Annotated in this window: 20 protein-coding genes; 8 read left to right on the forward strand and 12 right to left on the reverse strand. The window is 41.9% G+C overall.

The window, feature by feature from the left end:
• Positions 1–24: 24 nt before the first annotated feature.
• Positions 25–2,466 (reverse strand): TonB-dependent siderophore receptor, encoded by a 2,442-nt coding sequence (locus AN389_RS05865; protein WP_055014240.1) that lies wholly within the window; start codon positions 2,464–2,466, stop codon positions 25–27.
• Positions 2,467–2,662: 196 nt separating this feature from the next.
• On the opposite strand from AN389_RS05865, the gene AN389_RS05870 reads away from it, so the two are divergent.
• The 4 genes from AN389_RS05870 (at position 2,663) to AN389_RS05885 (ending at position 7,658) form a co-directional block, all read left to right on the forward strand.
• A complete protein-coding gene (locus tag AN389_RS05870) occupies positions 2,663–3,964 on the forward strand; it encodes an MGH1-like glycoside hydrolase domain-containing protein (RefSeq protein WP_055017543.1) in 1,302 nt (433 codons plus the stop codon).
• Between the two features lie 17 nt (positions 3,965–3,981).
• The gene (locus AN389_RS05875; protein WP_055014242.1) at positions 3,982–4,959 is read left to right on the forward strand and encodes a carbohydrate kinase; all 978 of its coding nucleotides are present in this window, start codon (positions 3,982–3,984) and stop codon (positions 4,957–4,959) included.
• Positions 4,956–6,155 carry an AGE family epimerase/isomerase gene (locus tag AN389_RS05880; RefSeq protein WP_055019439.1) on the forward strand — a complete coding sequence of 400 codons (1,200 nt, stop codon included), beginning with the start codon at positions 4,956–4,958 and terminating at the stop codon, positions 6,153–6,155. The genes AN389_RS05875 and AN389_RS05880 overlap by 4 nt, the downstream gene beginning before the upstream one ends.
• Positions 6,156–6,383: 228 nt before the next feature.
• Positions 6,384–7,658, forward strand: a complete 1,275-nt coding sequence (locus AN389_RS05885) for a cytosine permease (protein ID WP_055014244.1) — start codon at positions 6,384–6,386, stop codon at positions 7,656–7,658.
• Positions 7,659–7,713: 55 nt separating this feature from the next.
• Here AN389_RS05885 and AN389_RS05890 read toward each other — a convergent pair whose 3' ends face one another.
• Positions 7,714–8,232, reverse strand: a complete 519-nt coding sequence (locus AN389_RS05890; protein ID WP_055014245.1) for an Lrp/AsnC family transcriptional regulator — start codon at positions 8,230–8,232, stop codon at positions 7,714–7,716.
• A 196-nt stretch (positions 8,233–8,428) separates the two neighbouring features.
• On the opposite strand from AN389_RS05890, the gene AN389_RS05895 reads away from it, so the two are divergent.
• Both AN389_RS05895 and AN389_RS05900 read left to right on the forward strand, forming a co-directional pair.
• Positions 8,429–10,573 (forward strand): TonB-dependent receptor, encoded by a 2,145-nt coding sequence (locus AN389_RS05895; protein ID WP_055019440.1) that lies wholly within the window; start codon positions 8,429–8,431, stop codon positions 10,571–10,573.
• A gap of 75 nt (positions 10,574–10,648) precedes the next feature.
• Complete coding sequence (locus tag AN389_RS05900) at positions 10,649–11,755, forward strand: DUF917 domain-containing protein (RefSeq protein WP_055019441.1); 1,107 nt, start codon at positions 10,649–10,651, stop codon at positions 11,753–11,755.
• Here AN389_RS05900 and AN389_RS05905 read toward each other — a convergent pair.
• Both AN389_RS05905 and AN389_RS05910 read right to left on the reverse strand, forming a co-directional pair.
• The gene (locus tag AN389_RS05905; protein WP_235575953.1) at positions 11,752–12,663 is read right to left on the reverse strand and encodes a lipopolysaccharide assembly protein LapB; all 912 of its coding nucleotides are present in this window, start codon (positions 12,661–12,663) and stop codon (positions 11,752–11,754) included. The genes AN389_RS05900 and AN389_RS05905 overlap by 4 nt on opposite strands.
• Positions 12,664–12,741: 78 nt before the next feature.
• A complete protein-coding gene (locus AN389_RS05910) occupies positions 12,742–13,926 on the reverse strand; it encodes an NAD(P)/FAD-dependent oxidoreductase (RefSeq protein ID WP_055019443.1) in 1,185 nt (394 codons plus the stop codon).
• Positions 13,927–14,255: 329 nt separating this feature from the next.
• On the opposite strand from AN389_RS05910, the gene AN389_RS05915 reads away from it, so the two are divergent.
• Positions 14,256–16,382 carry a S8 family peptidase gene (locus AN389_RS05915; RefSeq protein ID WP_055017548.1) on the forward strand — a complete coding sequence of 709 codons (2,127 nt, stop codon included), beginning with the start codon at positions 14,256–14,258 and terminating at the stop codon, positions 16,380–16,382.
• 45 nt (positions 16,383–16,427) lie between these two features.
• Here the strand turns inward: AN389_RS05915 and AN389_RS05920 are convergent, their stop codons facing one another.
• The 7 genes from AN389_RS05920 to rplU form a co-directional block, all read right to left on the reverse strand.
• Entirely contained in the window at positions 16,428–16,901 is a 474-nt protein-coding gene (locus AN389_RS05920) for a peroxiredoxin (RefSeq protein WP_055014267.1), read from the reverse strand.
• Between the two features lie 82 nt (positions 16,902–16,983).
• On the reverse strand, positions 16,984–18,909 hold the full coding sequence (locus tag AN389_RS05925; protein ID WP_055017549.1) for a methyl-accepting chemotaxis protein: 1,926 nt from the start codon (positions 18,907–18,909) through the stop codon (positions 16,984–16,986).
• Positions 18,910–19,221: 312 nt separating this feature from the next.
• Positions 19,222–19,599 (reverse strand): DUF3718 domain-containing protein, encoded by a 378-nt coding sequence (locus tag AN389_RS05930; protein ID WP_055014269.1) that lies wholly within the window; start codon positions 19,597–19,599, stop codon positions 19,222–19,224.
• Positions 19,600–19,677: 78 nt separating this feature from the next.
• Positions 19,678–20,169, reverse strand: coding sequence for a type 3 dihydrofolate reductase (folA, locus tag AN389_RS05935; RefSeq protein WP_055014270.1), 492 nt, complete (start codon positions 20,167–20,169; stop codon positions 19,678–19,680).
• Between the two features lie 74 nt (positions 20,170–20,243).
• The gene (gene cgtA / locus AN389_RS05940) at positions 20,244–21,395 is read right to left on the reverse strand and encodes an Obg family GTPase CgtA (RefSeq protein ID WP_055014271.1); all 1,152 of its coding nucleotides are present in this window, start codon (positions 21,393–21,395) and stop codon (positions 20,244–20,246) included.
• Positions 21,396–21,531: 136 nt separating this feature from the next.
• Positions 21,532–21,789 carry a 50S ribosomal protein L27 gene (gene rpmA, locus AN389_RS05945; RefSeq protein WP_004587922.1) on the reverse strand — a complete coding sequence of 86 codons (258 nt, stop codon included), beginning with the start codon at positions 21,787–21,789 and terminating at the stop codon, positions 21,532–21,534.
• Positions 21,790–21,805: 16 nt separating this feature from the next.
• Positions 21,806–22,117 carry a 50S ribosomal protein L21 gene (rplU, locus tag AN389_RS05950; protein ID WP_004587921.1) on the reverse strand — a complete coding sequence of 104 codons (312 nt, stop codon included), beginning with the start codon at positions 22,115–22,117 and terminating at the stop codon, positions 21,806–21,808.
• Positions 22,118–22,538: 421 nt separating this feature from the next.
• Between rplU and ispB the strand changes: the two genes are divergently transcribed.
• Positions 22,539–23,510 carry an octaprenyl diphosphate synthase gene (gene ispB, locus AN389_RS05955; protein WP_055017550.1) on the forward strand — a complete coding sequence of 324 codons (972 nt, stop codon included), beginning with the start codon at positions 22,539–22,541 and terminating at the stop codon, positions 23,508–23,510.
• Between the two features lie 88 nt (positions 23,511–23,598).
• Here the strand turns inward: ispB and mdh are convergent, their stop codons facing one another.
• Complete coding sequence (gene mdh, locus AN389_RS05960) at positions 23,599–24,531, reverse strand: malate dehydrogenase (RefSeq protein WP_055019444.1); 933 nt, start codon at positions 24,529–24,531, stop codon at positions 23,599–23,601.
• Positions 24,532–24,540 lie beyond the last annotated feature (9 nt).

Raw genomic sequence — 24,540 nt, forward strand, 5'->3', positions numbered from 1 at the left:
GGTTAATAGGCGTAAAGCATTTATTTAAAAGTCGTATTTGACTCTAAATGTAACGCGTCGTGGGAGAATTGGGCGACCTACAAAGTAAGGATTGTCTGACGTTTGGCTGTTGCCTAAACGCGGCGAGCCTTCGGTTACACCATCAGAGTCAAACAAATTAAATATCCCTACGCTTAGGCGTACTGTTTGCTCTGGTGCAATTTGCCAGTTATAACCTGCATCAAATCTAAATAAATGAAATGAATCAAGCTCTACCGAGTTTGCATCGTTAGCATAGTTTTTACCGGTAAAGTTATGATACAAAGCAGCATCCCAGTTGTCTGCGGTGTAACTAATGGATGAGTTAAATAATATTTTTGGTTTACGACGTAACTCGTTACCAATAATAGAAGGGTCTGAGTCAAACTCAGTAAATTCGTGGTCGGTGTAAGTCATGTTGGCATCAACCGCCCACTCATCGGTAATATCGTAACGACCGGTAAGCTCCACGCCCATTGCTTTGGTCGATTGCATAACTGGCAGCTCTAATACGCCCCCGTTACCATCGTTTACAAAGTCTACGCTGCGTCTGTCTTTTAAGTCGGTTCTAAATAACGCGATGCTCCCGCTAAAGTCGTTATCAAAAAACTTAATACCCAGTTCGCCTTGTTCAACAATTTCGGCTTCGTAGCTGGCAGGCTCACCTAAATCGTTAAACTGAATCCCTCTAATTTCTGGGAAGAAAAACCCGCGAGATGCATTCGCGTATACGTTTAAGTTATCGGTCAAGCGGTATAACGCCGCACCCGATACGGCAAATTCAGAGGTATCTACTTCACCGTAGGTCATCACACCACTGCCTATGGTGTTTACCTGTAAATTAGGCGCAAGTGATGGATCATCAGATATTTGTACAACTTGGCTGCCTTCACGGCTAATTTTGCCGTCAATTTCTTCATATCGTACACCAAAATCGATAATCCAGTCATCGCTTTCCATTTGGTCCGCAATATAAAGCGCACGACGGGTAGCGCTAATTGTTTGGTTAGTGTAAGAAATACCTGGACCACTTATACCATTTTGTGTGTACTGAACAACATCACCCTCAGCATTGGTGTACGTTAAATCAACCAGTTCTGGGTTATTGTTAAATTCCCCCAAGTAGGTCGTAATAATGTTATCGTCATCGGCTTCACTGTGTGAGAAAAACGAACCTAACGTAATATCATGGCTAAAATCGCCAACAAACATACTTTTAATAACATTAAATTCGGCAGAAAAATCTTCTGCTGGACGATCGCGGTCTAAAATACGGTTAGCAAATAGCAAGTCGTCACTTGCCAGTGCCTGCCCAGATGCGGTGTAAGTAAACGCTGCATCGCTTACATCGCCTAAACCTCGGTTAGCTAAAAAGTCTTCTTGGCTCTCAGGAACATTAAAAATACCGTCGCCATCTAAAAAAAGGTTAAATTCGTGCTGATACTTTGCGTATTTGCTGCGCATGTTAATAGCAAAATCGTTAGCGAGCTCTTTTTCAAACACGACCGAGATTGAGCCACCTTTAGTTACCACACCATCACTGATTGGCGATTCATAACGACCATTAGCAGTGTCATAAGTAAGGTTAGACACATTAGCAGTTTGTAATGACTCCACCTCGCTGCCATCGTTACCAATTAAACGCTCGCGGCTGTCGCCATCAAGCGGAATAGGCAGGTAAAACTGCGCTTGATCGTCAATGTATTGGCCATAAACCGTAAATGAGCCAGAGCCGTCATCAAATTCTTTACGAATATTACCGCGAAGCTGAGTACCTTTAGTCTCAAGCCCTGTATCTAACGGGCCCTCGTCGTAACGGTAAAACCCCGACAGCGCATAGTAAAGGCCCTCTTCGTTAAGCGGTCCGCTTGTAGCAAAGTCTAAACGAGTACGCCCTTGATCAGATAGCTCCATTTGCACGGTACTTTGCGGATCATCACTGCCTGTTTTAGAAATGTAGTTAATAATACCCGCTACAGAACCTTGGCCAAATAAGTTAGATACACCACCACGCACAAACTCTACGCGCTCAATACCTAAGTCGTTTCGGTAGTAAACATCAAAAGCCGACGAGTTTAAGCCAAAAACACTCAAACTAGGTGAACCGTCGTACGACAGTGGCGTAAACTGAAACTGACCCGATGAAGGTAAGCCTCTTACTTGTAGGTTTGTTGCAACCTCACCACCGCCCCCTTCTACTTTAATACCTGGGATATAACGTAGTACATCTGCTTGGCTGCTTGAGGAAAGCTTTATTAATTCATCTTCGCTAATAGAGGTTACAGATTGTGGAGTATCTGAAATTACACGTCCTTTACTGGTACCAGAGACGATAATACGCTCAACGTTGTTGGCTTTTTTTGCTGTATTTGGCGCAGACTCTTCTGCGGCAAACGCGCCTTGTGTGAGGCATAAAGATACAATAGAGGCGATCGTAGTTTTATTCACGGGTATTCTCCAATTGTGCTAGTTGTCTGTGTGTAATTACTTAGAGTGTGGCTAAGTAAGTGCGAAATAATCAAGTATACATGTTAGTTTTTTGTTACTTCGAACAGGATTTAAGCACAGAAAAAAAACATTTACAACCCACAATGAGTGCTTTAACATTATTCAAATCGAAAATAACACACAAAGAGCACCCAATATGACTACTACGATCAACGGTAAACTTGATGCAGCCACAGCGGCATCGCTTACAGACCTTGCTACTAAAACACTAATAGCAAACGATTTAGGTGGCTATACAGTACCAACGCATGGCCTTTACCCGTTTCAATGGAACTGGGATTCAGCAATAACAGCACTAGGTTGGATGAAGTCTGACGAGCGCCGTGCGTGGCAAGAAATTGATGTGTTATTTTCAGGCCAGTGGGATGATGGCATGGTGCCGCATATCTTATTTCATAAAGATTCAACTACCTATTTCCCTGGTCCAGATGTGTGGGGCTCAGATAAAAAAATTAAAAGTACGTCTATTTCGCAGCCACCCGTTGTGGCCACAGTAATGAAAGAAATGCTTGCCAGTGCACAAGATAAAACCCTTGCAGAGCAAAAAGTTAAGGCGTTATTTTCAAAGGTTGTTGATTACCATTTATGGTGGTACAACGACCGCGATCCTGAAAACACAGGCTTAGTGGTCACTTACCATCCTTGGGAATCGGGTATGGATAACAGCCCATCTTGGGATGATGCGCTTGAAGCTGTACCTGGTGTTGATTGGGAGTATACCCGCCGCGACACCAGCCATGTCGATTCGTCGCAGCGCCCGCATAAAAGCGAGTACGACCGTTTCTTATACCTAGTAGATTTTTTTAAACGTAACAATTTTGATAGCAAAGTAATTTACGAAACCTGTCCGTACAAAATGAACGACCTAGGTATTATTGCTATTTTGCACCGTGCGACAAAAGATTTACTCAAAATGGGTGAACAGCTTGATTTAAACGATGCACGTACCGATTATTTAGCACAGCGTCTAGAACTAACTCAAACAGCAGTTAACACGTTATGGTGTGAGCAAAGCGAATATTTTTACTGTAAAAACGTGTTAACCAACAGTCTCGCTAAAGTTAAAACGTCAGCGGCATTACTAACCGTTTATGCTGGTTTAACATCTGACGAGCAAACTCACATTATTAAAACCGCAACAGAAGATTTTATCGAGTCGAGCCAATTTAGTGTGGCATCTACCCACCCTAAAGAAGATAAATACGAGCCACAACGTTACTGGCGCGGCCCTATTTGGTTACACATTAACTGGATGATAGCCACCGGCCTTAAAGAAGCAGGGTTTGTAACAACAGCTGAAAAAATTCAGGATGACACCCGCGACTTAGTGCTTAAGTCGGGTTACTACGAATATTTTAACCCAGAAACAGGCGCTGGCTGTGGTGGTAAAGATTTCTCATGGACAGCAGCAATTGCACTGCATTGGCTACTTGATTGATAACCTAAGGCAGCATCATGAAACACACAATATGTTTTGGTGAAGTACTCGTTGATTTACTCTCAGATAAATTAAGTCAAAACAATAGCGAGCACGAAGCATTTACTAAGTTTGCAGGTGGCGCACCTGCAAACGTAAGCGTAGCCATTGCAAAGCTAGGTGGTAACGCCTACTTTTCCGGCATGCTAAGCACCGACAGTTTTGGCAGTTTTCTACACAACGCCCTAAAAGAGCAAGGTGTAAAAACCGACTTTATGCGCTTTACAAGCCAAGCCAAAACCGCCCTTGCGTTTGTATCACTTGATAGCGACGGCGACCGCACGTTTGAGTTTTACCGCGATAACACCGCCGACTTACACTTTAGTAATGATGACTTTAGCAGTGAATGGTTTGAGCAATGTGACATATTCCATATTTGCTCAAACACCTTAACCGACGAGCGCATACGTAAAACCACCGCGTATGGGGTTGAATTTGCCAAGCAAAATAACTCAATTGTCAGTTTTGACATTAACTTACGCCTCAACTTATGGCCAAGTAATGCCAATCCACGTGAGCATATTTTACCCTTACTAAAACACTGCTCTATTATTAAGGCCTCAAAAGAAGAACTTGAGTATTTAGCCGCTGAGCAAACGGGTGAAGAATTTATTGCTCACACGCTTAATAATGGCTGTGAGTTATTTGTGGTTACCGATGCAGGCAACCCAATGCACTGGTATACCAAAAATACCAAGCAAACGCTTATCCCACAAAAAGTAACTATGGTTGATGCCACCGCCGCAGGTGATGCATTTGTAGGTGGGTTACTGTATCAACTAGGCTTACAAAACCTGACACCTAGCTCTTTTAGTAAGCTTTGCAATAACCCCGAAACACTCACAACTATTTTTGAATTTGCTTCGTTATGTGGTGCCCATGCCGCATCTTATAAAGGAGCGTTTACCTCCTTACCTAACGAAAAATCGCTTAACGATTTTAGGAGCGCACTATGAGCCACACACCTGATAACTTTAAAAGCCGCGAATTTTTAACACAACATATTGCCGATACACTGGCGTTTTATGAGCCAAACATTGACGATGAGCACGGCGGTTTTTACCAAAACTTTTCGGATAATGGTGAGGTGTTTGATAAGCAAACCCGCCACTTAGTAAGCTCTACCCGCTTTGTATTTAACTATGCACGTGCGTACCAAACCTTTAATGACGAAAAGTACCTAAACCGTGTTAAATCGGGTATTGAGTTTATTCGTAAGCACCACTTTGTTGAGCAAACAGGCGGCTACAATTGGCTATTGAGTGTTGATCAAGGTAACGCCACTGTACTTGATGATACCAACCACTGTTATGGCTTTGCGTTCGTGATTTTAGCCTACAGCTGGGCGTACCGCGTAGGTGTTACGCAGGCGCGCGAATACCTAAACGATACATTTCAAACAATGGAAACACATTTTTGGGATGCAACAGCCGGTTTATATAAAGATCAGCACAACAGTGAATTTACTCAGTGCGATGCATATCGCGGCCAAAATGCCAACATGCATACCTGCGAAGCACTTATTGCCGCTTATGAAGCCACTCAAGATGAGCTATTTTTAAATCGTGCGCTCACACTTGCCGACAACATGGTTAACCGTCAGGCTAACTTAATGGGCGGGCTTATTTGGGAGCACTACGATATAAATTGGCAGGTTGATTTAGAGTACAACAAAAACGACCCTAAAAATTTATTTCGCCCGTGGGGTTTTCAACCAGGTCACCAAACTGAGTGGTCAAAACTATTAATGTTTTTAAATAAGCATAAGCCACAAACCTGGCTTGTAGAACGCGCCAAAGCTTTATTTGATGAGTCAATAGATGTTGCGTGGGATAAACAACACGGCGGTATTTGTTATGGGTTTGCGCCAGATAAAAGCATATGCGATGACGACAAGTACTTTTGGGTACAAGCCGAAACACTGTGTTGTGCAGCCTACCTTTATGAAACCACAGGTGATGAAAAATACCAGCAATGGTATGACAAAATTTGGCAGTATTCATGGCAGCACTTGGTTGATCATCAATATGGTGCGTGGTTTAGAATTTTAAGCGTAGATAACAAAAAAATAGATACCGAAAAAAGCCCTATTGGTAAAACTGATTACCATACTATGGGTGCCTGCTTTGATGTGTTGGCGTTATTAAAATAACGAAAAAGTAGTTATATTTTGTTGTGTAGACCTTTTAACCGCCATGTTGGCGGTTTTTTTTGCCTAGTTTGTAGCGCTTTTCAAATACATAATAATCACCACAAAATATAATTTTGTACATGCCCTGCTTTTAAAACCTCATATTTTGAATAAACACCTAATAGTAAAAAATTTTGCACGCCAGCGGCGTATAGTAATATAAAAGATAATAAAAAAGAGAAACAGGCAATGCCAAACGGGAACGACCCTCACAGTATTAATACCAGCGAACTTGTTGCTTGGCCACGTATTGCAGCCATAGCCGCAATGCTCAGCTTTTCGCTACCCACCTTTATCACCGGCCTGGAAATACATCAAAGCTCAAGTGTGAGCAACACGCTTTGGGCATTAGTTATTGGCTCACTTATTTTAACCATTATTGGTGGCGCCATGGGCACCATAGGTGTGAAAAGCCGCTTAAGCTCTTATCTATTGGTAAAAATAGCGTTTGGTAATGCTGGCGCGGGCATCGTCAATATTGCCTTTGCTTTATCATTAATTGGCTGGTTTGGCGTAAATATTGATTTGTTTTCTAATGCGGTGGTGCGCTTACTTAGCGCTGAGTTTAATATTATTGTGCCCGAATGGCCGATCGATATAGTCGCAGGTTGCGCCATGCTCATAACCACATTGTATGGGTTTAAAGCGATTAACGTACTGGCCTCTATCATGATCCCTATTTTGGCTGCAGTCACTGCCATGATGCTATTTGGCGCACTCGATAGTATGCCACTGGTTGATTTTATTAATTTAGAAAAATCAGCAACGCTTTCTCTTGAAGATGGTGTAGCTGCCATTGTTGGCGGCGTTATTATTGGCGCAATAATATTGCCCGATATAACCCGTTTTTCTAAGCAAAAACGTGGCGGCGTGTACACCTCGTTTATTGCGTATATGGTTATTGAGCTTTTGGTTATTTTTGTGGCTGTATTTGCCGCAGCTGCCATGCAAGAAACTGAAATATTAAGCTTAATGCTTGCGCTTAATTTAGGGTTTTCAGCTTTTTTTATTGTGATAGCAGGCAGCTGGATTTTAAATTCGTTAAACCTGTACAGTACCGCACTTAGCGTGGAGGCTACCTTCCCGCATTGGCATAAAAAGTGGGTTATTGTGTTATTAGGTTTGGTGGGAATTGGCGCTGCTTTTATTAATATTTTAGATATGTTTATAAGCTTTTTAGCGTTTTTGTCTGATATTTTTATACCGGTAGCGGGCGTAATTATTGTTGATGCACTGTTTATTAAACCCCAAGCTTATAGCGCAGCTGCTTTGGCAAATAACGCTAACTTTTCACTTCCCGCGTTTAGCGCATGGTTTGCAGGCGCGGCATATGCGGTGTGTAATGGCGCTTTATTTAACGTATCAATGAGTGGTATTACCGTGATTGACGCCATTTTATTAACGGCCGTTATTTATACCCTATTTGCAAAAGCCATCGCGCCCAAACCGGTTATTCAGCAATAACTTTAAACAATAAAAAGGCGCATAAAGCGCCTTTTTATTAATCTAAATTAGGGGGCTACTCTTCATCGTCTACTTTCATTTCGTCTCGCCATTTAAGTTTTTCCAGCGGGTAGCCTAAAAAGAACTTAGCGCGCTCAAGCACTATGCGTGTAGTCAGCTTTTTAATTGCATATTGTGAACTGCCGGTTAGCCTGTCGCACATTGCATTAAGTGCTTGAATATCGGCAAAGCAACAAAAAGAAATATAATCAATATCACCACTTAGCTGCATGCAATCCATTATTTCGGGAATGTTGTGTATGTCAGCTAAAAACTTACGCCGTGCTGCTAGGCTGTTATCCTCTAGCGTAAATTCCATGTAGGCAAATACATGCTCACAAATTTGCTCTAAATTAATATCCGCATGAAAGGTTCTAAAGTATCCCGCCTCTTTTAGCGCTTTTACTCGCTGAAAACACGCACTGGGCGATAAGTTAACTTGCTCAGCTAATTCGACATTTGTTAGGTCTGCAGTAAGGTGCAAAATTGCCAGTATTTTTTGATTGTACCTGTCTATTTTTATCGTTTTTTTCATAACCGGTTTCACATTTAATAATAATTAATTTTGTAAATTTAAGGTCAACAAATACATAAAATTACGCGCTTAAGCGTTATTTTCAGCAATTTGTGTGTGCTGTATTAAGGCTTTACAAAATATTATTTTGTCTGAAAAAGCGACAATGTTTATCACTAAGTAACATCACCATGATAGTCACATTAGGACATAGAACATGAGCAGATACAACAAAATACGCTTTCGTAAAACACTATTAGCATCGGCAGTTACTCTGTCGTGCATAAACTATGTGCATGCGCAAGAACAACAACAAACAGTAACTGACACCATAGAAAAAATTTCGGTAATATCGCGCGGGCGTGTTGAGTCGATACAAAATGTGCCCGACTCTGTTACCGCATTTAGCGCCGAGACAATCGAAAAATCACGTATTACTAACTTTCGTGATGTTGCTAATTTAACGCCCAACTTATCGCAGCTCGATAATTTTAGACCCGGCCTAGCCCGTATTACTATTCGTGGCTTAATTACACCACAGGTTGGCGATCCACCATTAGCGTTTGTAGTTGATGGTGTTACCGCCCCCGATTTAGAGTTTATAAACCAAGACCTAGTTGATATTGAGCGTATTGAAGTTATGCGTGGTGCTCAAGGCGCACTGTATGGCCGAGGCGCCATTGGTGGTGCGGTTATTGTGACAACGAAAAAACCCATTGAAGACTTTGAAGGTAAAATTAAAGGCTCAATAGGTAATGGCAACACCTATAATTTGAATGCGGTTATATCGGGCTCGCTTAATGATGAAAACACCGCTTACTTTAGAGCCGGTGGTTACATTAAAGATACCGATGGGCTAATTAAAAATACCTATACAGGCGATTACGCCGACCCGTTAAAAGAGCAATCGGTTTTTTCTCAGTTAGAGTTTGAGCTAAACGAAGACACCTCAATAAATCTAAAAGGCAAATACACCTCAAGCGAAGCTGGGTTTGCTTACTACCAAGGGGTGAGCGATGACACCATTGAAGACTTTTCAATTAATACCTCACAAAATATTATTAACCAAGATGAGCGTGATGTGTATGAGCTAAGCGCTAAGCTTACCCAACATTATGATTTAGGTAAGTTTGAGTTTGTAACCGCGTATAGCAATTCAGAAAACGAGCACTTTTACGATGGCGACTACTCTGCCGATGCCACTTTTATTGACGAAGATGGCTTTTTTAGAGCTCCATTTGGTACTGAAGGGTTATACGATATTGAATCATTAACGGTAGAATCACGATTTATATCCCAGACGGATCAGGCATTTAGATGGTCAGTGTCGGCGTTTTATCAACAGCGCGACCGCGATACTGCGGTATTATTTTATGATGATTTTACCGATGCCGAAATTTTAACGCGTGCAGATTTTGCCAGCGACGATCCCTACCTTTCAATTATCGATAACAACAGCAGCGATGCATGGGCGCTTGCTGGGCAATTTAACTACGATATAAACGAGCAGTTAGAGCTCACCGGTGCAATGCGCTACGATCACGACACCCGCGAGTCGTTCGAGCCAACCAATAAAGACGCCACTTACGCTAAAAAATCGTTTAGCCAATTACAACCTAAAGTTACCTTGGCGTACCAGATGAATGACGACCTACTGCTTTACACCGGCTACTCCCGTGGCTTTAGAAGTGGGGGCTTTAACGAGCCGGCCGACGGTATTAGCCGCACCTTCGATAAAGAAATTTCTGACAGTTACGAAATAGGCTTTAAAACCGCTTTGTTTAATAACAAAGTTACCCTTAATGGTGCCGCGTTTATTATTGAGCAAGATGATGCGCAATTTACCCAATTTAATGTAGATACCTTCACCCTAGAAAATCTCTCTATTGATGAAGTGCAAACCAAAGGCTTAGAACTTGAAGCTGCATACGCTGCCACCAGCAATCTAAGTATTAATTTTAGCGCTGGCATTATCGATTCAGAAATTAAACGCTTTGCACTACGTCCTGAGCTTTCTGGCAGGCCACAATTTTGGGTGCCTGAATATAACTACGGACTGTCGGCAAATCATAACCTAGTACTAAACGCAGAGTGGTCTCTGTTCTCGCGTGCTGAGCTATTAATTGAAGGCCCTAAAACATTCAATATTGATATTCCTGATGTTGAGTCGTCGCGTTATACCTATCTAAATGCAGGTGTAGGACTTAAGTCAGACCAATGGAGCGTTCAAGTTTACGTAGACAACTTAACGGATGAGCGCGCCATTGAAGATATTTTCTTATTTGGCGATGGTGTAACCGAGCTTGCCCGCCAACCTAATAAGCCACGCAGTTACGGCATAGAGCTAAGCTACGACTTTTAATGTATTTCACCTTATAGAGCAGGTATGCCTTTGAGCGCCTGCTGTTTTTTTTAGTTAACTAATAGCGATACACACATGCAAATTCTTAATCGTGAACAACTTATTGATATTTTATATGGCTGCGCCATTTTAGGCACTGGCGGCGGCGGTGAGTTAAGTGAAGGCATTGCCTATATTGATGAAGCACTCGCACAGGGTAAAACCTTTAAGCTAATTAGTGCTGATGAAGTACCGCCAGGGGAGCTGGTATGTACACCTTATATTTTAGGGGCAATATCACCTTTAAGTGAACAAGAAGAGCGCGCTTATGCAAACCTGCCCCGTACCAATAAACATGCTATTTTGTCCGCTTATGAGCGCGCACTACAGTACACAGGTAATGATGCTATTTATGGCACTATTTGTTGTGAGCTTGGCGGCTCTAATACCGCAGTATCGTTTTACTTAGCAGCAATGTTTGACGGCTATATTATTGATGCCGACCCCGCGGGGCGCGCAGTACCGGAGATCACCCATTCAACCTATTATTTAAATAACTTACCCGCAGCGCCCATTATTACCGCGAATGAATTTGGTGAGTGCTTTATTTGCGAAAATGTAATGGATGACTTACGCGCCGAAACCGTCGTGCGAGCGCTGGCTAAAATTAGCCGTAACGACATAGCTGCTATTGACCATATTTTACCAATTGAGCAAATGAAGGATGCAGTCATTCACGGCACTATTAGTAAAGCACTCAAACTCGGTAAAGCAATGCGAAAAGCCAACGAACAGCACGCTAATACCGAGCAAGTAATCGCACAGCATGGTGGTGGTTTTGTTGCCTTTGAAGGCGAGGTAAGCGCATTTGAATTCAACACCGTAGAGGGATTTACCCTAGGTGAGGTAACACTTAAAGGGTTAGGCGAATTTGTAAATAACAACTACAAAATAACGGTTAAAAACGAAAATATGGCCGCGTTTTTAAATGAGGAAGTGCACGTAACTATTCCTGATTTAATATGCTGTATTAACAGCCAAACAGGCACACCCATTACTAATCCTAATTACGAGGTAAGCATGCATGTAGCCGTTGTAATTTTACCAGCGCCAAAGGAGTTTACAGGCCCTAAAGGTTTAAGCATATTTGGCCCACAATATGCCGGCGTGAACGCCCCTTATAAAGCAGCTGTTGTAAGCTAATTTTTAATAAGGGCTTGTTGCAGCTTGCTATACAATGCAGCATGCCCTTTACCAAACATAGTGGCGTTTCTATCAATTTTACTAAGCCATTCTTTCGCTTGTGCTTTTTTACCTATTTGTAAATATACCTGCGCTAAGCGCAAGCTATAAATAGCGTGGTAAATACTTTGTTGTTCTGTGTAATCAAACGCTTTTTTATAATAGCTAATAGCCTCTTTATAATTTTTATTTTGATGATAACTGTAAGCCAAATTACCACTCGCAAGCACTATTTTAGCGTCATGATTTGTGCTTTTTATGGCGTTGTAGGCCATTAAATTACTACGTATAGCTTGCTTGTATTGCTGCCAATTTAAGTAAATATGCGCTTTGTTAATATGCAGCTCTAAATGAAAAATAGGATCATTGTTTTTTGCAAAGCGCTGCTCGGCATCTATTAGCAAACGCATGGCGGCTTTTTTACTCCCAAATACATAATGCAAGTTAGCCAACTCCACCAACCTTAGCGGATCGCCAAACGCATTATAAATACCGTCTAACTGGGTAAACGCTTTTGCGGCATACGCTTTAGCCTCTGCTTTTTTGCCAATATAATTAAGTGCTTTAGCGTAATAAAAATACATTTGTAGCTTAAATACATCGGGCAGCTTATCTTGCTCTAAAAACGGAGTAATAGCGTTAAGTAAGTTTTCGAACTGTTGGTAGTCGTAGTAGTAATCAAATTGGTAGGTTTTTAGTTTAAACCACTGTGGAGGGTTACCTTGGGCTTTATTAAGGCGCGTTTCAATATAAGTTAAGCAGTGTGTTTGGGGCTGTTGCAAGCAAAACACTTCATGATCGCTGTAGTTTTCAGATGCTAATGCATTAAAACTGGTAGCGGCAATACTTAACAGCAAAAATATACGCACTGATATCACACTCTTCAAAGTTACCTTTAATTAAGAGTGTAATATTTTTATCTCGCCTATCACAATACGCTGAAATACTTATGCGTATTGCCCACATGCAAACCCACAACTCCACGCATATTGGAAGTTATAGCCGCCTAGCCAGCCTGTTACATCGGTTACTTCGCCTATAAAATATAAGCCTTTGGCTTTTTTAGCTTCAAAGGTTTTAGAACTTAACTCATCGGTATCAACGCCGCCTAACGTTACCTCAGCGGTACGATAGCCCTCTGTGCCATTAGGCTTTATTTGCCACGCGTGAATATAATTTACCAGTTCATCTATTTGGGCATGGGTAAGCTGATTAATATTACAATCAGGAATGGCTTTACTGTCGTGCAGTATGTCTATAAAGCGTTTGGGTAAAATAGTTGCCAGACTATTTTTTAATGACTTTTGAGATTGTGTTTCTCGCCAATCGGCCAGTTGCTGCTTTAAATCGAGCTCTGGGAGTAGGTTTATAGTAACTGCCTGCCCTGCTCGCCAAAATGAGCTTATTTGCAATATAGCAGGGCCCGAAAGACCACGGTGGGTAAACAAAATATTCTCTTTAAATACTGTGCCGTCTTCGCTTGACACTTCGCACGGTATGCTAATACCCGAAAGCCCTTCAAAGCGCTCTTTATCGTGTTGATGCAAAGTAAATGGCACTAGCGCCGCCATGGTAGGTAGTACGTTTAAGCCAAACTGCTCTGCAATTTTATAACCTATAGGAGTGGCGCCTAGTTTGGGCATTGTTAAACCGCCCGATGCGATAACGAGCGACTCACAAGTAAGTGTTTCTTGTTCAGTGGTAACACGGTAGCCGTTGTCGGTTTTAGCCACATTTAGCACTTCGCTGCGCAATTTAATAGTAACACCTGCCCACTCGCATTCAGTAAGTAGTATATCGACTATATCTTGCGCGCTGTTATCGCAAAAAAGCTGCCCTAAAGTTTTATGGTGATAAGCCAAGCCATGACGGTCTACCAGCTCAATAAAATCATGTTGCGTGTAACGGCTTAAGCACGATTTAACAAAGTGAGGGTTACTGCATAAGTAGTTCTCTGGACTGGCATTTTCATTGGTAAAGTTGCAACGCCCACCGCCACTGATTAAAATTTTTCGGCCTGGTTTTTTACCCATATCAAGCACTGTAACGCTGCGCCCGCGATAACCGGCCTGTGCTGCACTCATTAATCCGGCTGCACCTGCGCCAATCACAATTACATCTACTTGATTCATTACTTTACCTTACTAAAAAATTTGCTCGATTATAGCAAAGTTTAGCTAAACACCCTGAACAGAATTTATTGTTAATTTTATAGCAACAAATGTAATTACGCTTAATTACCCTCCATATTAAAGTAGTTAAAATCACTAATACTTAAACCTTATTTTGTTATTTAATAACAAATACTAAAATGCTGCAAAACCGCTAACTGCCTAAGTTATAACCAAAAGAAATAGGTACATAAGTAATTGGTATTTTAAAGAGGTTAACAGATCATTTACCTTTGTTTCTGTTTCGTAATCAAGTATTACGAATTGACTAATAACAACTAGGGATAATTATGACAACAAGTAAATCATTTAAGCGGTGCGCTATCGCGCTCACTATTAGTACGGTATTTGCAGCATCTGCAAGTGTTGCTCAAGATGTTTCAACCTCAATGGCAGAAACCTCAGCCAAGCTACAAACCCAAGCGGGCTTTGAAACACAGTTTATTATTAAATATAAAGATAGCGCGAGCGATATGTTAAGCATCTCGTCAGCTGATGCTAGCCCCGCAAATATGAAAAAGCGTGCTCAGCGCTTTGTAAAAAATTTCGCTTCTAAAAAAGGCAAAGTGAAAGCGAAGTATATTCGTGCTATGGCTCTTAATAACCACCACGTAATGCGCGCAGACAAAAAACTGAGCGCTGCAGAAGCACAAGAATTTATGCAAGAAATGGTTGATTCTGGCAATGTTGAATACATTGAAGTGGATCAAATGTTAAAACCATTTGCAACGCCTAACGACCCTCGTTACGGCGATCAATGGCACTACTATGAGCAAGCTGGCGGCCTAAACTTACCTACGGCTTGGGATACTGCAACGGGAAGTGGCGTAGTGGTTGCGGTACTTGATACTGGCTACCGCCCACATGTTGATTTAAATGCTAACATTTTACCGGGTTACGACATGATCTCTAACCTATCGGTAGCAAACGATGGCGGCGGTCGCGACAGTGACGCACGCGATCCGGGTGATGCTGTAGCTGCTGGCGAATGTGGAAATAACGGTGCACAAGGCTCAAGCTGGCACGGTACGCATGTAGCAGGTACGGTTGCGGCTGTTACTAATAACGGTGAAGGTGTTGCCGGTGTGGCCTATGGCGCTAAAGTGGTGCCTGTACGTGTACTTGGTAAATGTGGTGGTTTAACATCAGATATCGCAGATGGCATTATTTGGGCATCTGGCGGAAGTGTATCGGGCATTCCTGCTAACCCAAATCCTGCTGATGTAATTAACATGAGTTTAGGTGGCAGCGGCTCGTGTAGCTCTACCACACAAAATGCTATTAACACGGCACGCAGTAATGGTGCAGTTGTGGTTATTGCTGCCGGTAATGATAACGATAACTCAGCAAACTATAACCCAGGTAACTGTAGCGGCGTTGTCAATGTTGCCTCTGTAGGACGTAACGGCGGGCGAGCGTATTATTCAAACTACGGTAGCAATATTGATGTTGCAGCTCCGGGCGGCGCACAAAGCTTTGCAAACGATTCTGAAGGGGTTTTATCAACCTATAACTCTGGCTCATCTACACCATCAAGCGATAGCTATGCGTTCTCTCAAGGTACATCAATGGCGGCGCCTCATGTTGCCGGCGTTGCTGCCCTGATAAAACAAGCTAAACCAAATGCGACCCCAGATGAAATAGAAAGCATTTTAAAATCAACCACCCGCTCCTTCCCTGCAACGTGTACAAGTTGTGGTACGGGTATTGTTGATGCAGCAGCCGCAGTAGCTGCAGCAAGTGGCGGTACAACACCGCCTACAGGTGGCGATAGCGAACTGACAGATGGCGAAGCAAAAACAGGCTTAAGCGGTGCTGCAAGTTCACAAGCGTATTACACAATGACAGTACCAAGTGGCGCAACGAATGTGACATTTACTATGAGTGGCGGTAGCGGCGATGCAGATTTATACGTGCGCGCTGGCAGCCAACCAACGACATCAAGCTACGATTGTCGTCCGTATAAAGGCGGTAATAGCGAAGAATGTTCTATTGATAACCCAACCGCTGGTACATACCATGTAATGCTGCGTGGCTATTCTGCATACTCTGGCGTTAGTTTAGTGGGTAATATTACAGGTGGCTCAACAGGTGGCGGTTCAACTACACCAGAAGCCGGTGGCGGCACGGTAAGCGATGTAACGGCTACAACAGGTAATTGGAAGCACTATACTTTAGATGTGCCAGCAGGAATGAGTACATTTACAGTCACCACCTCAGGTGGTACAGGTGATGCTGACTTATTTGTTAAGTTTGGCAGCCAACCTACCGCATCTAGCTACGATTGTCGTCCTTATAAAAACGGCAACGCAGAAACATGTACATTTAGTAATCCGCAAGCGGGTACATGGCATTTAAGCGTTAACGCTTATAGAACCTTTTCAGGTTTAACTTTAAGTGGACAATACCAGCCATAATTAAAATGGCCCTAAGTGCATGCACTTAGGGCCGTCATAAATCGATTATAATGCTTCTAACACAGACTCAGCACGGCTCACTAAAAACTCTTTGTCTTTTTCAACAAATAAACCGCTTACTACGTTGTCATCAACAATCATTGCATAACGCGTAGAACGTGTACCACCAAAACCGCCGGTGTCTTTATCAAGGCCTAATGCTTTAGTAAAACTGGCATCGCCATCTGCAAGCATATCAATTTCTTGCGCATTTTGAGACTCTCCCCATGCTTTCATTACAAACGCATCGTTTACTGATACACAGTAAATTGCCGCAATACCTTTAGCTTTAATTTTATCACTAAGGGTTATAAATTCAGGCAAATGGGCATTTGAGCACGTTGGTGTAAATGCTCCTGGCACTGCAAATAACACAACTTTTTTACCGCTAAAAAGCTCAGTATTAGTAAGCGTTTGCATACCTTTATTGGTTAATTGCGATAATGTCACTGCAGGTAACGTTTGGCCTTGTTCAATCATGATAAATCCTTAAGCATTTGATTAATGTACTCACAGTATAACGTTATAAAGCACCCTTAAAAGCAAAGTTTTAATGCTGAATTTACAAACCGAGATTCGCTTTTATCGTCTGTATTTGTTGCTGAAGCTGAGCGCGAATATCATCAACCAGTAGGCTTGATTCACTTACTTGGCCTTTCATGCTTTGCATTGACTGACTAAAGTTATTCAGTAAAGTACTTTGTTGTTTAGCCAACTCCATGGCTTCAAAGGCCACCTTGTTGGCTTGCTGAGCGTTGTCGGCCACGCCTTCTGAATTTACTTTTAGCTCTTGTGCATTTTGTGTTTGCGATTGTGCGCCATCGGCTAAGGCCGCAATTTGTGTAGATACTGTGCCCGACTTTTCGCTCAGTAGTGTGAGTTGCTCATTAATATCGCTCAATGAACCTTGAGTTTGACGGGCAAGCTGGCGTACTTCATCAGCTACAACAGCAAAGCCTCGGCCATGCTCGCCTGCGCGTGCTGATTCAATTGCTGCATTTAACGCGAGTAAATTTGTTTGTTCGGCAATATTACGGATCACTTCAATAATTTGCCCAACGCCTTCAACCCCCGCAAGCAGCTCTTGTAGGTTTTGCATACTTTGTTCAACCCGTGTTTGCGTATCTGAACTGGCACTTAGCATGCTTTGTGCAAAGCCTAAACTTTGCTCCATAGCACTAAACGTGTGTTGGGCGTTATCTGCCACTTGAGCATTAATATTATTTACCTGCTCGCCGATTTGCTGAATATCGGTAAGTAAATGTTGGTTTTGCTCCACTTGCCCATGACTTGTAGACGCTTTATGACTAATAGTTTGCAAATGTTCACTCATTTGCTGCATAAAATCATTTACCACTTTTAGCATTTGGGCACGCGCTTGCGCCTCTTTGCGCTGTCGTTCAATTAATAAATTAAAGTAACTGGCTATTTCGCCAACCTCTGTTTTTGGGTTCTTACTTTCAATGTTTTTAAGCTCGTTACTTTCAATTAAAAAGGCAAACCCGTCTCTGAGTTGCCTTAGTGGGTTGAGCACTTGGTTACGCTGCACAATATAAACACCCGCGGCTAGCATTACCAAAGCGCCAATAGCAAAGCAAAATACCCAAAATACGTTTTCTTTAAGCGCCCCTTGTGCGTGTTTTAGTTGCTGCTCTGCATTAATAACGGTTTTAGAGAGCAAGCTAATTTGCTCACGTAATTCATCAGTGCCCGCTTCACGTTGTTGGGATTGCGCTATTGTGTTGGCTAAATCGCGAGGGTAGCGGTTAGGCCAGCTTATAATTTCAGATTTTATTTCATCGGCCAAATCTTCAGCTTCTTCATCAAAAAATAAAGCATCTTCATCAACTTCACTCATTACACCTAAATTAGGGAGTTGCTCTATTTTAGCTGCTAACGCATTTAAATTAGCAATACTTTGCTGCAAACTTTGTTCAGTATTGCTGTCGTAGCTTACGATGAGTTGATAAGTAAATAAGGCAAGGTTGGTCACTTCGTTATAATAATCAGCGCCAAGTGTGTAATAAGCTTGTGCATCGCTATTTTGATTAGGGGATTTTTTTGCATAACCAATGAGTGACGACGCTGAGCCGGCCATTTGGCGAATTGCATTATCAAGTAACGCCGTTTCGTTGCCCGACAATTTTCCCAGCGCTCTGTACTTACCTTTAATATCGGTATCTAACGTACTTAGCTGCTCATTTAATTGCTCAGCAAGTACCCAGGGGAGCATTGCGAGTTGCTGTGTTTTCACTTGCTCAATTAGGGCTGATGATTGATTTAAATACTGGCTATCACCTTGTTCTAGATAACTGCCTAAGTCACCGGCTAAATCCACTAAAATCGTGTTTTTTAATTTACTGTATGCGCTGTCTTGTTGCTCAAGCTTAAGTAAGGTTTGGCTTGCCCAAAATAGTGTGATGGCCAATAAAATACTAGCAAGCGTTAGCAAAATAGCTAATAACCGAGTAAAAGAAGAAACGCGCATAAATAACACCCCCTATTGTTTAAGCGCGTAGACTATTAACTATTTATGACAATTTTATGTAACTCAGAGAAAACACGTATTTTTGCGGCAAATATACGAGTAAAGGCTTAGCGATCACATTATCAAACAAATTGACTTACTTTATATACTATTAAAGATAAGAAACGCGGATTAATTACAAGGTGAGAGTTTTATCACTTGGGTGAGTAAATTAAATAGCCTTAATACAGCTATTTATTAAAGCGCTGTGTATTAGCTAGCGCCAGGCACAAAAAAACCGCGACCAGCGCGGTTTTTATTTTATTGTGTTAATTAAAGGCCAGCACGGTCTTTAATTACAGCAATTAACGGTGAACCACCGTGGCCGTTGCCTTCAGCCCACGCTATATCAGCGCCATCAGACAGTGCGCTTTTTGATAAGTTTTTAACTATATACTCGCCAGAGTTAACAGCGTTACTAGCTACAGCATGACGAAGTAAGTTATTACCGTTACATTGAATAGCATCGTAAATATTGCGAATTTTTACACGTGAGCTCTTTAGTTTACTACGTAAACGGTTTTTATCATCAGCTGCGATATATTCACAAATAGATACTGCTAATTGGTCATTGGCTTTAGCAGGCACGGTATACATTAACGAACCAGCAGCAACGGCTGTAATAACAATTAGCTTTGACAATTTAAACATGAAACACCCTTTATGGTACTTTTTACCTATGTTGATTGTCTAATATTGTACCAACCTACTGTAAGTTTCGCAATAATGTTAATCTTTTTTATATAAAGTTACGAATTTATAACTATATTGATTCTTTTCATCGGGTTTATTTGACTGTTCGTCGACGTTTTTCCACGTTGCTACCGCTTGGTAATCTGGAAACTGCGTGTCCCCTTCAACCTCTAAATCTATAAAGGTTAAATATAAACGATCGGCACTTGATAAAAACTGCTGATAAATATTACCACCGCCAATAATCATTACCTCCTCTTCGGCTTTAACCAGCTCCAGCGCTGCCTCTGGGGTAGTAACCGTCTCTATACCTTGGGCGCTATACTGGCTATTACGGGTAATAATTATGTTACGACGCCCTGGTAAAGGGCGCCCAATTGATTCGAATGTTTTACGCCCCATAACGACAGGCTTGCCTGTTGTTACCTTTTTAAAATGCTGTAGATCGGCGGGTAAATGCCACGGCATTTTATTATCAAGACCAATTACGCGGTTATTTGCCATAGCGGCAATCATTGAAATTATCACATTAAATACCTAATACTTTATTCTTAAAAATATAAAAAAAGGAGCTTGAGCTCCTTTTTAAAAATATGTATTTATTAACGCTCGTAGACCACTTCTACATCGTAGTCGTCTTCGTCCCAGTCGTCCCAATCATCGTCGTCATTCTTGGTCGCTTTTTGATGGTAAGTATCCCACTTGAACTCAACTTCCTCATCTTCGATTTCTTCGAATTTCTCTTTAGGCATACTATCAAGTAACGCCATAATATCGTGAATTAACGGCTGAGTATTAAGCTTATTAACTGCAGAAATACGGTAAACGTTTTCTTCTTCACCTAGCTCTTGCGCAATTTGTTCACACAAGGCTTGCGCTTCATCTTCAGGTAACAGGTCTATTTTATTAAACACTAACCAGCGTGGCTTTTCTGCAAGCTTAGGGCTGTATTGGTGTAGCTCGTTAATAATCGCAAATGCATTATCAACAGGGTTCGAGCCATCAACTGGCATAACGTCGATCACGTGTAACAAAACACGACAACGCTCTAAATGCTTTAAAAAGCGAATACCAAGGCCTGCACCATCTGAGGCACCTTCAATTAAGCCCGGAATATCAGCTATTACAAACGATTTGTTAGCCTCTGGACGCACAACCCCTAAATTAGGAATCAGCGTGGTAAACGGGTAATCAGCTACTTTTGGCTTTGCTGCCGATACACTACGAATAAACGTTGATTTACCTGCATTTGGTAACCCTAAAAGGCCTACATCAGCAAGGAGCATAAGCTCTAACTTAAGATTACGAACCTCGCCTGGTGTACCCAACGTTTTTTGACGCGGAGCACGGTTGGTACTTGATTTAAAACGTGCATTCCCCAAGCCATGGAAACCACCTTTTGCAACCACAATTTTTTGACCATGCTGCGTTAAATCACCTAACGCCTCTTGGGTATCTACATCGGTAATACGTGTACCAACAGGTACTTTCACTACTAAGTCTTCGCCCTTTTTACCAGTACAGTTACGGCTTTGACCATTAGTACCACGCTCTGCACGGTGAAAACGCTCAAACTGGTAGTCAATTAGGGTATTTAAGTTTTCATCAGCTTGTAGATAAACACTACCACCGTCTCCACCGTCACCGCCGTCCGGGCCACCGTCGGGTACATATTTTTCTCGACGGAAAGACACGACACCGCTGCCGCCGTCACCAGCTTCTGCGCGAATTTCTACTTCATCTACAAACTTCATGATTACTCACTTTAGGGATTGGCTTTAATTTAACTATTATATACCCAAGCCAACACAAATGCAGGCTTGGGTATATATTTGATACATCTGAAAACAAAAAACCCCGCAAAGGCGGGGTTTTTTACTACCTTACTGATTACTCAGCTACGATAGTTACGTATTTACGGTTTAAAGGACCTTTTTGTTCAAATTGAACTTTACCATCTGCTTTTGCGAAGATAGTGTGGTCTTTACCGATACCTACGTTTGCGCCAGCGTGGAAACGAGTACCACGTTGACGAACAATGATGCTACCCGCTAGAACTGATTCGCCACCAAAACGCTTAACACCTAGGCGTTTGCTTTCTGAATCGCGACCGTTACGAGTACTACCAGCTGCTTTTTTATGTGCCATTTCTAAGTACCTCTAATTAAGCGCTAATGCCAGTGATTTTAACTTCAGTGAACCATTGACGATGGCCCATTTGCTTACGAGAATGCTTACGGCGTCTAAATTTAACAACCTTAATCTTCTCACCGCGACCATGTGAAACAACCTCAGCTGTTACTTTACCACCGTTTACGAACGGTACACCGATCTCGATTTTCTCACCATCAGCAACTAAAAGTACTGAATCAAATTCAACTGCTGCACCAGTTTCAACGTCTAATTTTTCAAGACGAATCGTTTGACCTTCAGTCACACGATGCTGTTTACCACCACTTTGGAAAACCGCGTACATAATTAACTCCGTCTGTGCGCCCTCAAATCGACGCAACTAAAATATTCTTCGATAGGGCGCGAAGTTTACGCTAATGCATAAAAACTAGCAAGCCTATTTTGTAATTAAAATGAATAAAAAGTAGCTGCATTGAGAGCAATTCAATATTTCCCCCATTTTATATTAAATTGCCCTGTTGCCAAGCGCTTTTTAGCGTAAAAATAAAATAAATTTCCGTGCAGTGATGCCTACTCTAGAACCTACTAACTGAATAATAAACAGCCACAAAAAGTCTATTAAATACACAGTTAAATACGCTAATTAAGCACTAATTCAGGTTTTTAACTCGGTTTTTTTAATGAATCGTCACAAAATATCGAGCTAGTGCATTTTTTGTTGTACAATCGGCGCCGTTCACACATAAAAATTGGCTCGGAGATCAATGGATATAAAAGCTATCCAGGCGTTAATCGAAAGCGATATGAATGACGTCAATCAACTTATACACGCGCAAATGCGCTCAGATGTGGCGTTAGTCAATCAACTTGGGCTGTACATCGTTAACAGCGGTGGCAAACGCGTACGCCCTATGCTTGCTCTATTGGCTGCAAGAGCTTTGGGCTACCAAGGTAAAGATCACATTACCTTAGCAACAATTGTTGAATTTATACATACTGCAACGCTATTACACGATGATGTTGTTGATGAATCTAACCTACGCCGTGGTACACCTACTGCTAATGCCGAATTTGGTAACGCTGCCAGCGTGTTAGTTGGGGATTTTATTTACACCCGCTCATTTCAGCTGATGGTGGGACTTGGTAAAATGCAGATTATGCAAGTACTTGCTGATGCAACCAATGTTATTGCCGAGGGCGAAGTATTGCAGCTTATGAATTGCAACGACCCTAACACTACCGAAGCAAGTTACATGCAGGTTATTTATTCTAAAACGGCTAAATTGTTTGAAGCCGCTACAGGGCTTGCGGCTATTATTACCGAGCAAGATAATAGTGTGCTAGATGCGCTTAACTTATACGGCATGCACTTAGGTACTGCTTTTCAATTAGTTGATGATGTGCTTGATTACAACGCAGACGCTGACCAGTTAGGTAAAAATATTGGTGATGATTTAGCAGAAGGCAAACCTACCTTACCATTAATCTATGCTATGCAGCATGGTAGTGATGAGCAACGAGCCCTTATTCGAGATGCTATTGAACATTGCAATGGTATGGATAACCTTGAGGCTATTTTAACGGCTTTAAAAGAAACCAAGGCGCTTGAATTTACAATGCAAAAGGCGCAACAAGAAGCTGATAAAGCGATAGCCTGTTTAGACTTTTTAGCTGAATCACAGTATAAGCAAGCATTAATAAGCCTAGCGCGTATTGCTGTAGAGCGAGATCACTAAGGCCATAGCCCTTAATTAGTAAAGGGTAATAATTTTCGAGCAATAAAAAAGCCTGCATATGCAGGCTTTTTTGTATGAAATTTGGCTATTACGCCATGAAATCGACACCTTCTTTGATGTCTTTTTTCAGCGTTTCAAGCATATCGTTTTTAGCTTTTTCTTCAAATGCGCTTAACTCGCCGTAAGAAATAATTTCTTCTACGCCGTTTTTACCTAAACGTACTGGGTGAGCAAAGTACTCTGCATCACCATTTTCAACAGCAACGTATGCGTAATCTACTACGTCTTCACCTTGTAGGCCTTTAACTAAAGACATACAAAAACGTGCTGCAGCAGCACCCATAGAAAGTGTAGCTGAACCACCACCCGCTTTAGCATTTACTACTTCAGTACCTGCATTTTGGATACGTGGAGTTAGTGTAGCAACTTCTTCTTCGGTAAAGCTTACGCCTTCAACTTGAGAAAGTAGAGGAAGAATAGTTGTGCCAGAGTGGCCACCAATTACGGGTACTTTTACTGATGCTACGTCTACGCCTTTAAGCTCAGCAACAAATGCTTCTGAACGAATTACGTCAAGCGTAGTAATACCAAATACGCGGCTTGCATCGTAAGTACCTGCTTTTTTGAATACTTCAGCAACGATTGGCACAGTGCCATTTACTGGGTTAGTGATAACACCCACTAATGCTTTAGGGCAGCTAGCAACAATGCCTTCTGCTAATGTTTTGATGATACCTGCGTTTACGTTAAATAAATCCGCACGATCCATACCTGGTTTACGTGGCATACCCGCTGGGATAAGTACGATATCACACCCTTCAAGCGCTTTATTTAAATCGTCTGCGCCAAAACCTGCTACTTTAACATCTGTAGGGATGTGTGATAGGTCAACCGCAACACCTGGTACAACTGGTGCAACATCGTAAAGTGATAATTCAGAACCTGCTGGTAAGCCTGTTTTTAATAATAAAGACAACGCTTGACCGATACCGCCTGCAGCACCTAATACAGCAACTTTCATTGGAATTCT

The organism is Pseudoalteromonas sp. P1-7a, from assembly GCF_001401855.1.
In the GTDB taxonomy this organism is placed as follows: domain Bacteria; phylum Pseudomonadota; class Gammaproteobacteria; order Enterobacterales; family Alteromonadaceae; genus Pseudoalteromonas.

Excerpts from the sequence above, each read along its gene's own strand:
- AN389_RS05920 (WP_055014267.1), bottom strand. The coding sequence starts at position 16,901 with ATGATTGAACAAGGCCAAACGTTACCTGCAGTGACATTATCGCAATTA.
- AN389_RS05870 (WP_055017543.1), top strand. The coding sequence starts at position 2,663 with ATGACTACTACGATCAACGGTAAACTTGATGCAGCCACAGCGGCATCG.
- AN389_RS05880 (WP_055019439.1), top strand. The coding sequence starts at position 4,956 with ATGAGCCACACACCTGATAACTTTAAAAGCCGCGAATTTTTAACACAA.
- AN389_RS05890 (WP_055014245.1), bottom strand. The coding sequence starts at position 8,232 with ATGAAAAAAACGATAAAAATAGACAGGTACAATCAAAAAATACTGGCA.
- cgtA (WP_055014271.1), bottom strand. The coding sequence starts at position 21,395 with ATGAAGTTTGTAGATGAAGTAGAAATTCGCGCAGAAGCTGGTGACGGC.
- ispB (WP_055017550.1), top strand. The coding sequence starts at position 22,539 with ATGGATATAAAAGCTATCCAGGCGTTAATCGAAAGCGATATGAATGAC.
- AN389_RS05875 (WP_055014242.1), top strand. The coding sequence starts at position 3,982 with ATGAAACACACAATATGTTTTGGTGAAGTACTCGTTGATTTACTCTCA.
- rplU (WP_004587921.1), bottom strand. The coding sequence starts at position 22,117 with ATGTACGCGGTTTTCCAAAGTGGTGGTAAACAGCATCGTGTGACTGAA.
- AN389_RS05930 (WP_055014269.1), bottom strand. The coding sequence starts at position 19,599 with ATGTTTAAATTGTCAAAGCTAATTGTTATTACAGCCGTTGCTGCTGGT.
- rpmA (WP_004587922.1), bottom strand. The coding sequence starts at position 21,789 with ATGGCACATAAAAAAGCAGCTGGTAGTACTCGTAACGGTCGCGATTCA.
- AN389_RS05895 (WP_055019440.1), top strand. The coding sequence starts at position 8,429 with ATGAGCAGATACAACAAAATACGCTTTCGTAAAACACTATTAGCATCG.
- mdh (WP_055019444.1), bottom strand. The coding sequence starts at position 24,531 with ATGAAAGTTGCTGTATTAGGTGCTGCAGGCGGTATCGGTCAAGCGTTG.
- AN389_RS05915 (WP_055017548.1), top strand. The coding sequence starts at position 14,256 with ATGACAACAAGTAAATCATTTAAGCGGTGCGCTATCGCGCTCACTATT.
- AN389_RS05910 (WP_055019443.1), bottom strand. The coding sequence starts at position 13,926 with ATGAATCAAGTAGATGTAATTGTGATTGGCGCAGGTGCAGCCGGATTA.
- AN389_RS05885 (WP_055014244.1), top strand. The coding sequence starts at position 6,384 with ATGCCAAACGGGAACGACCCTCACAGTATTAATACCAGCGAACTTGTT.
- AN389_RS05925 (WP_055017549.1), bottom strand. The coding sequence starts at position 18,909 with ATGCGCGTTTCTTCTTTTACTCGGTTATTAGCTATTTTGCTAACGCTT.
- AN389_RS05900 (WP_055019441.1), top strand. The coding sequence starts at position 10,649 with ATGCAAATTCTTAATCGTGAACAACTTATTGATATTTTATATGGCTGC.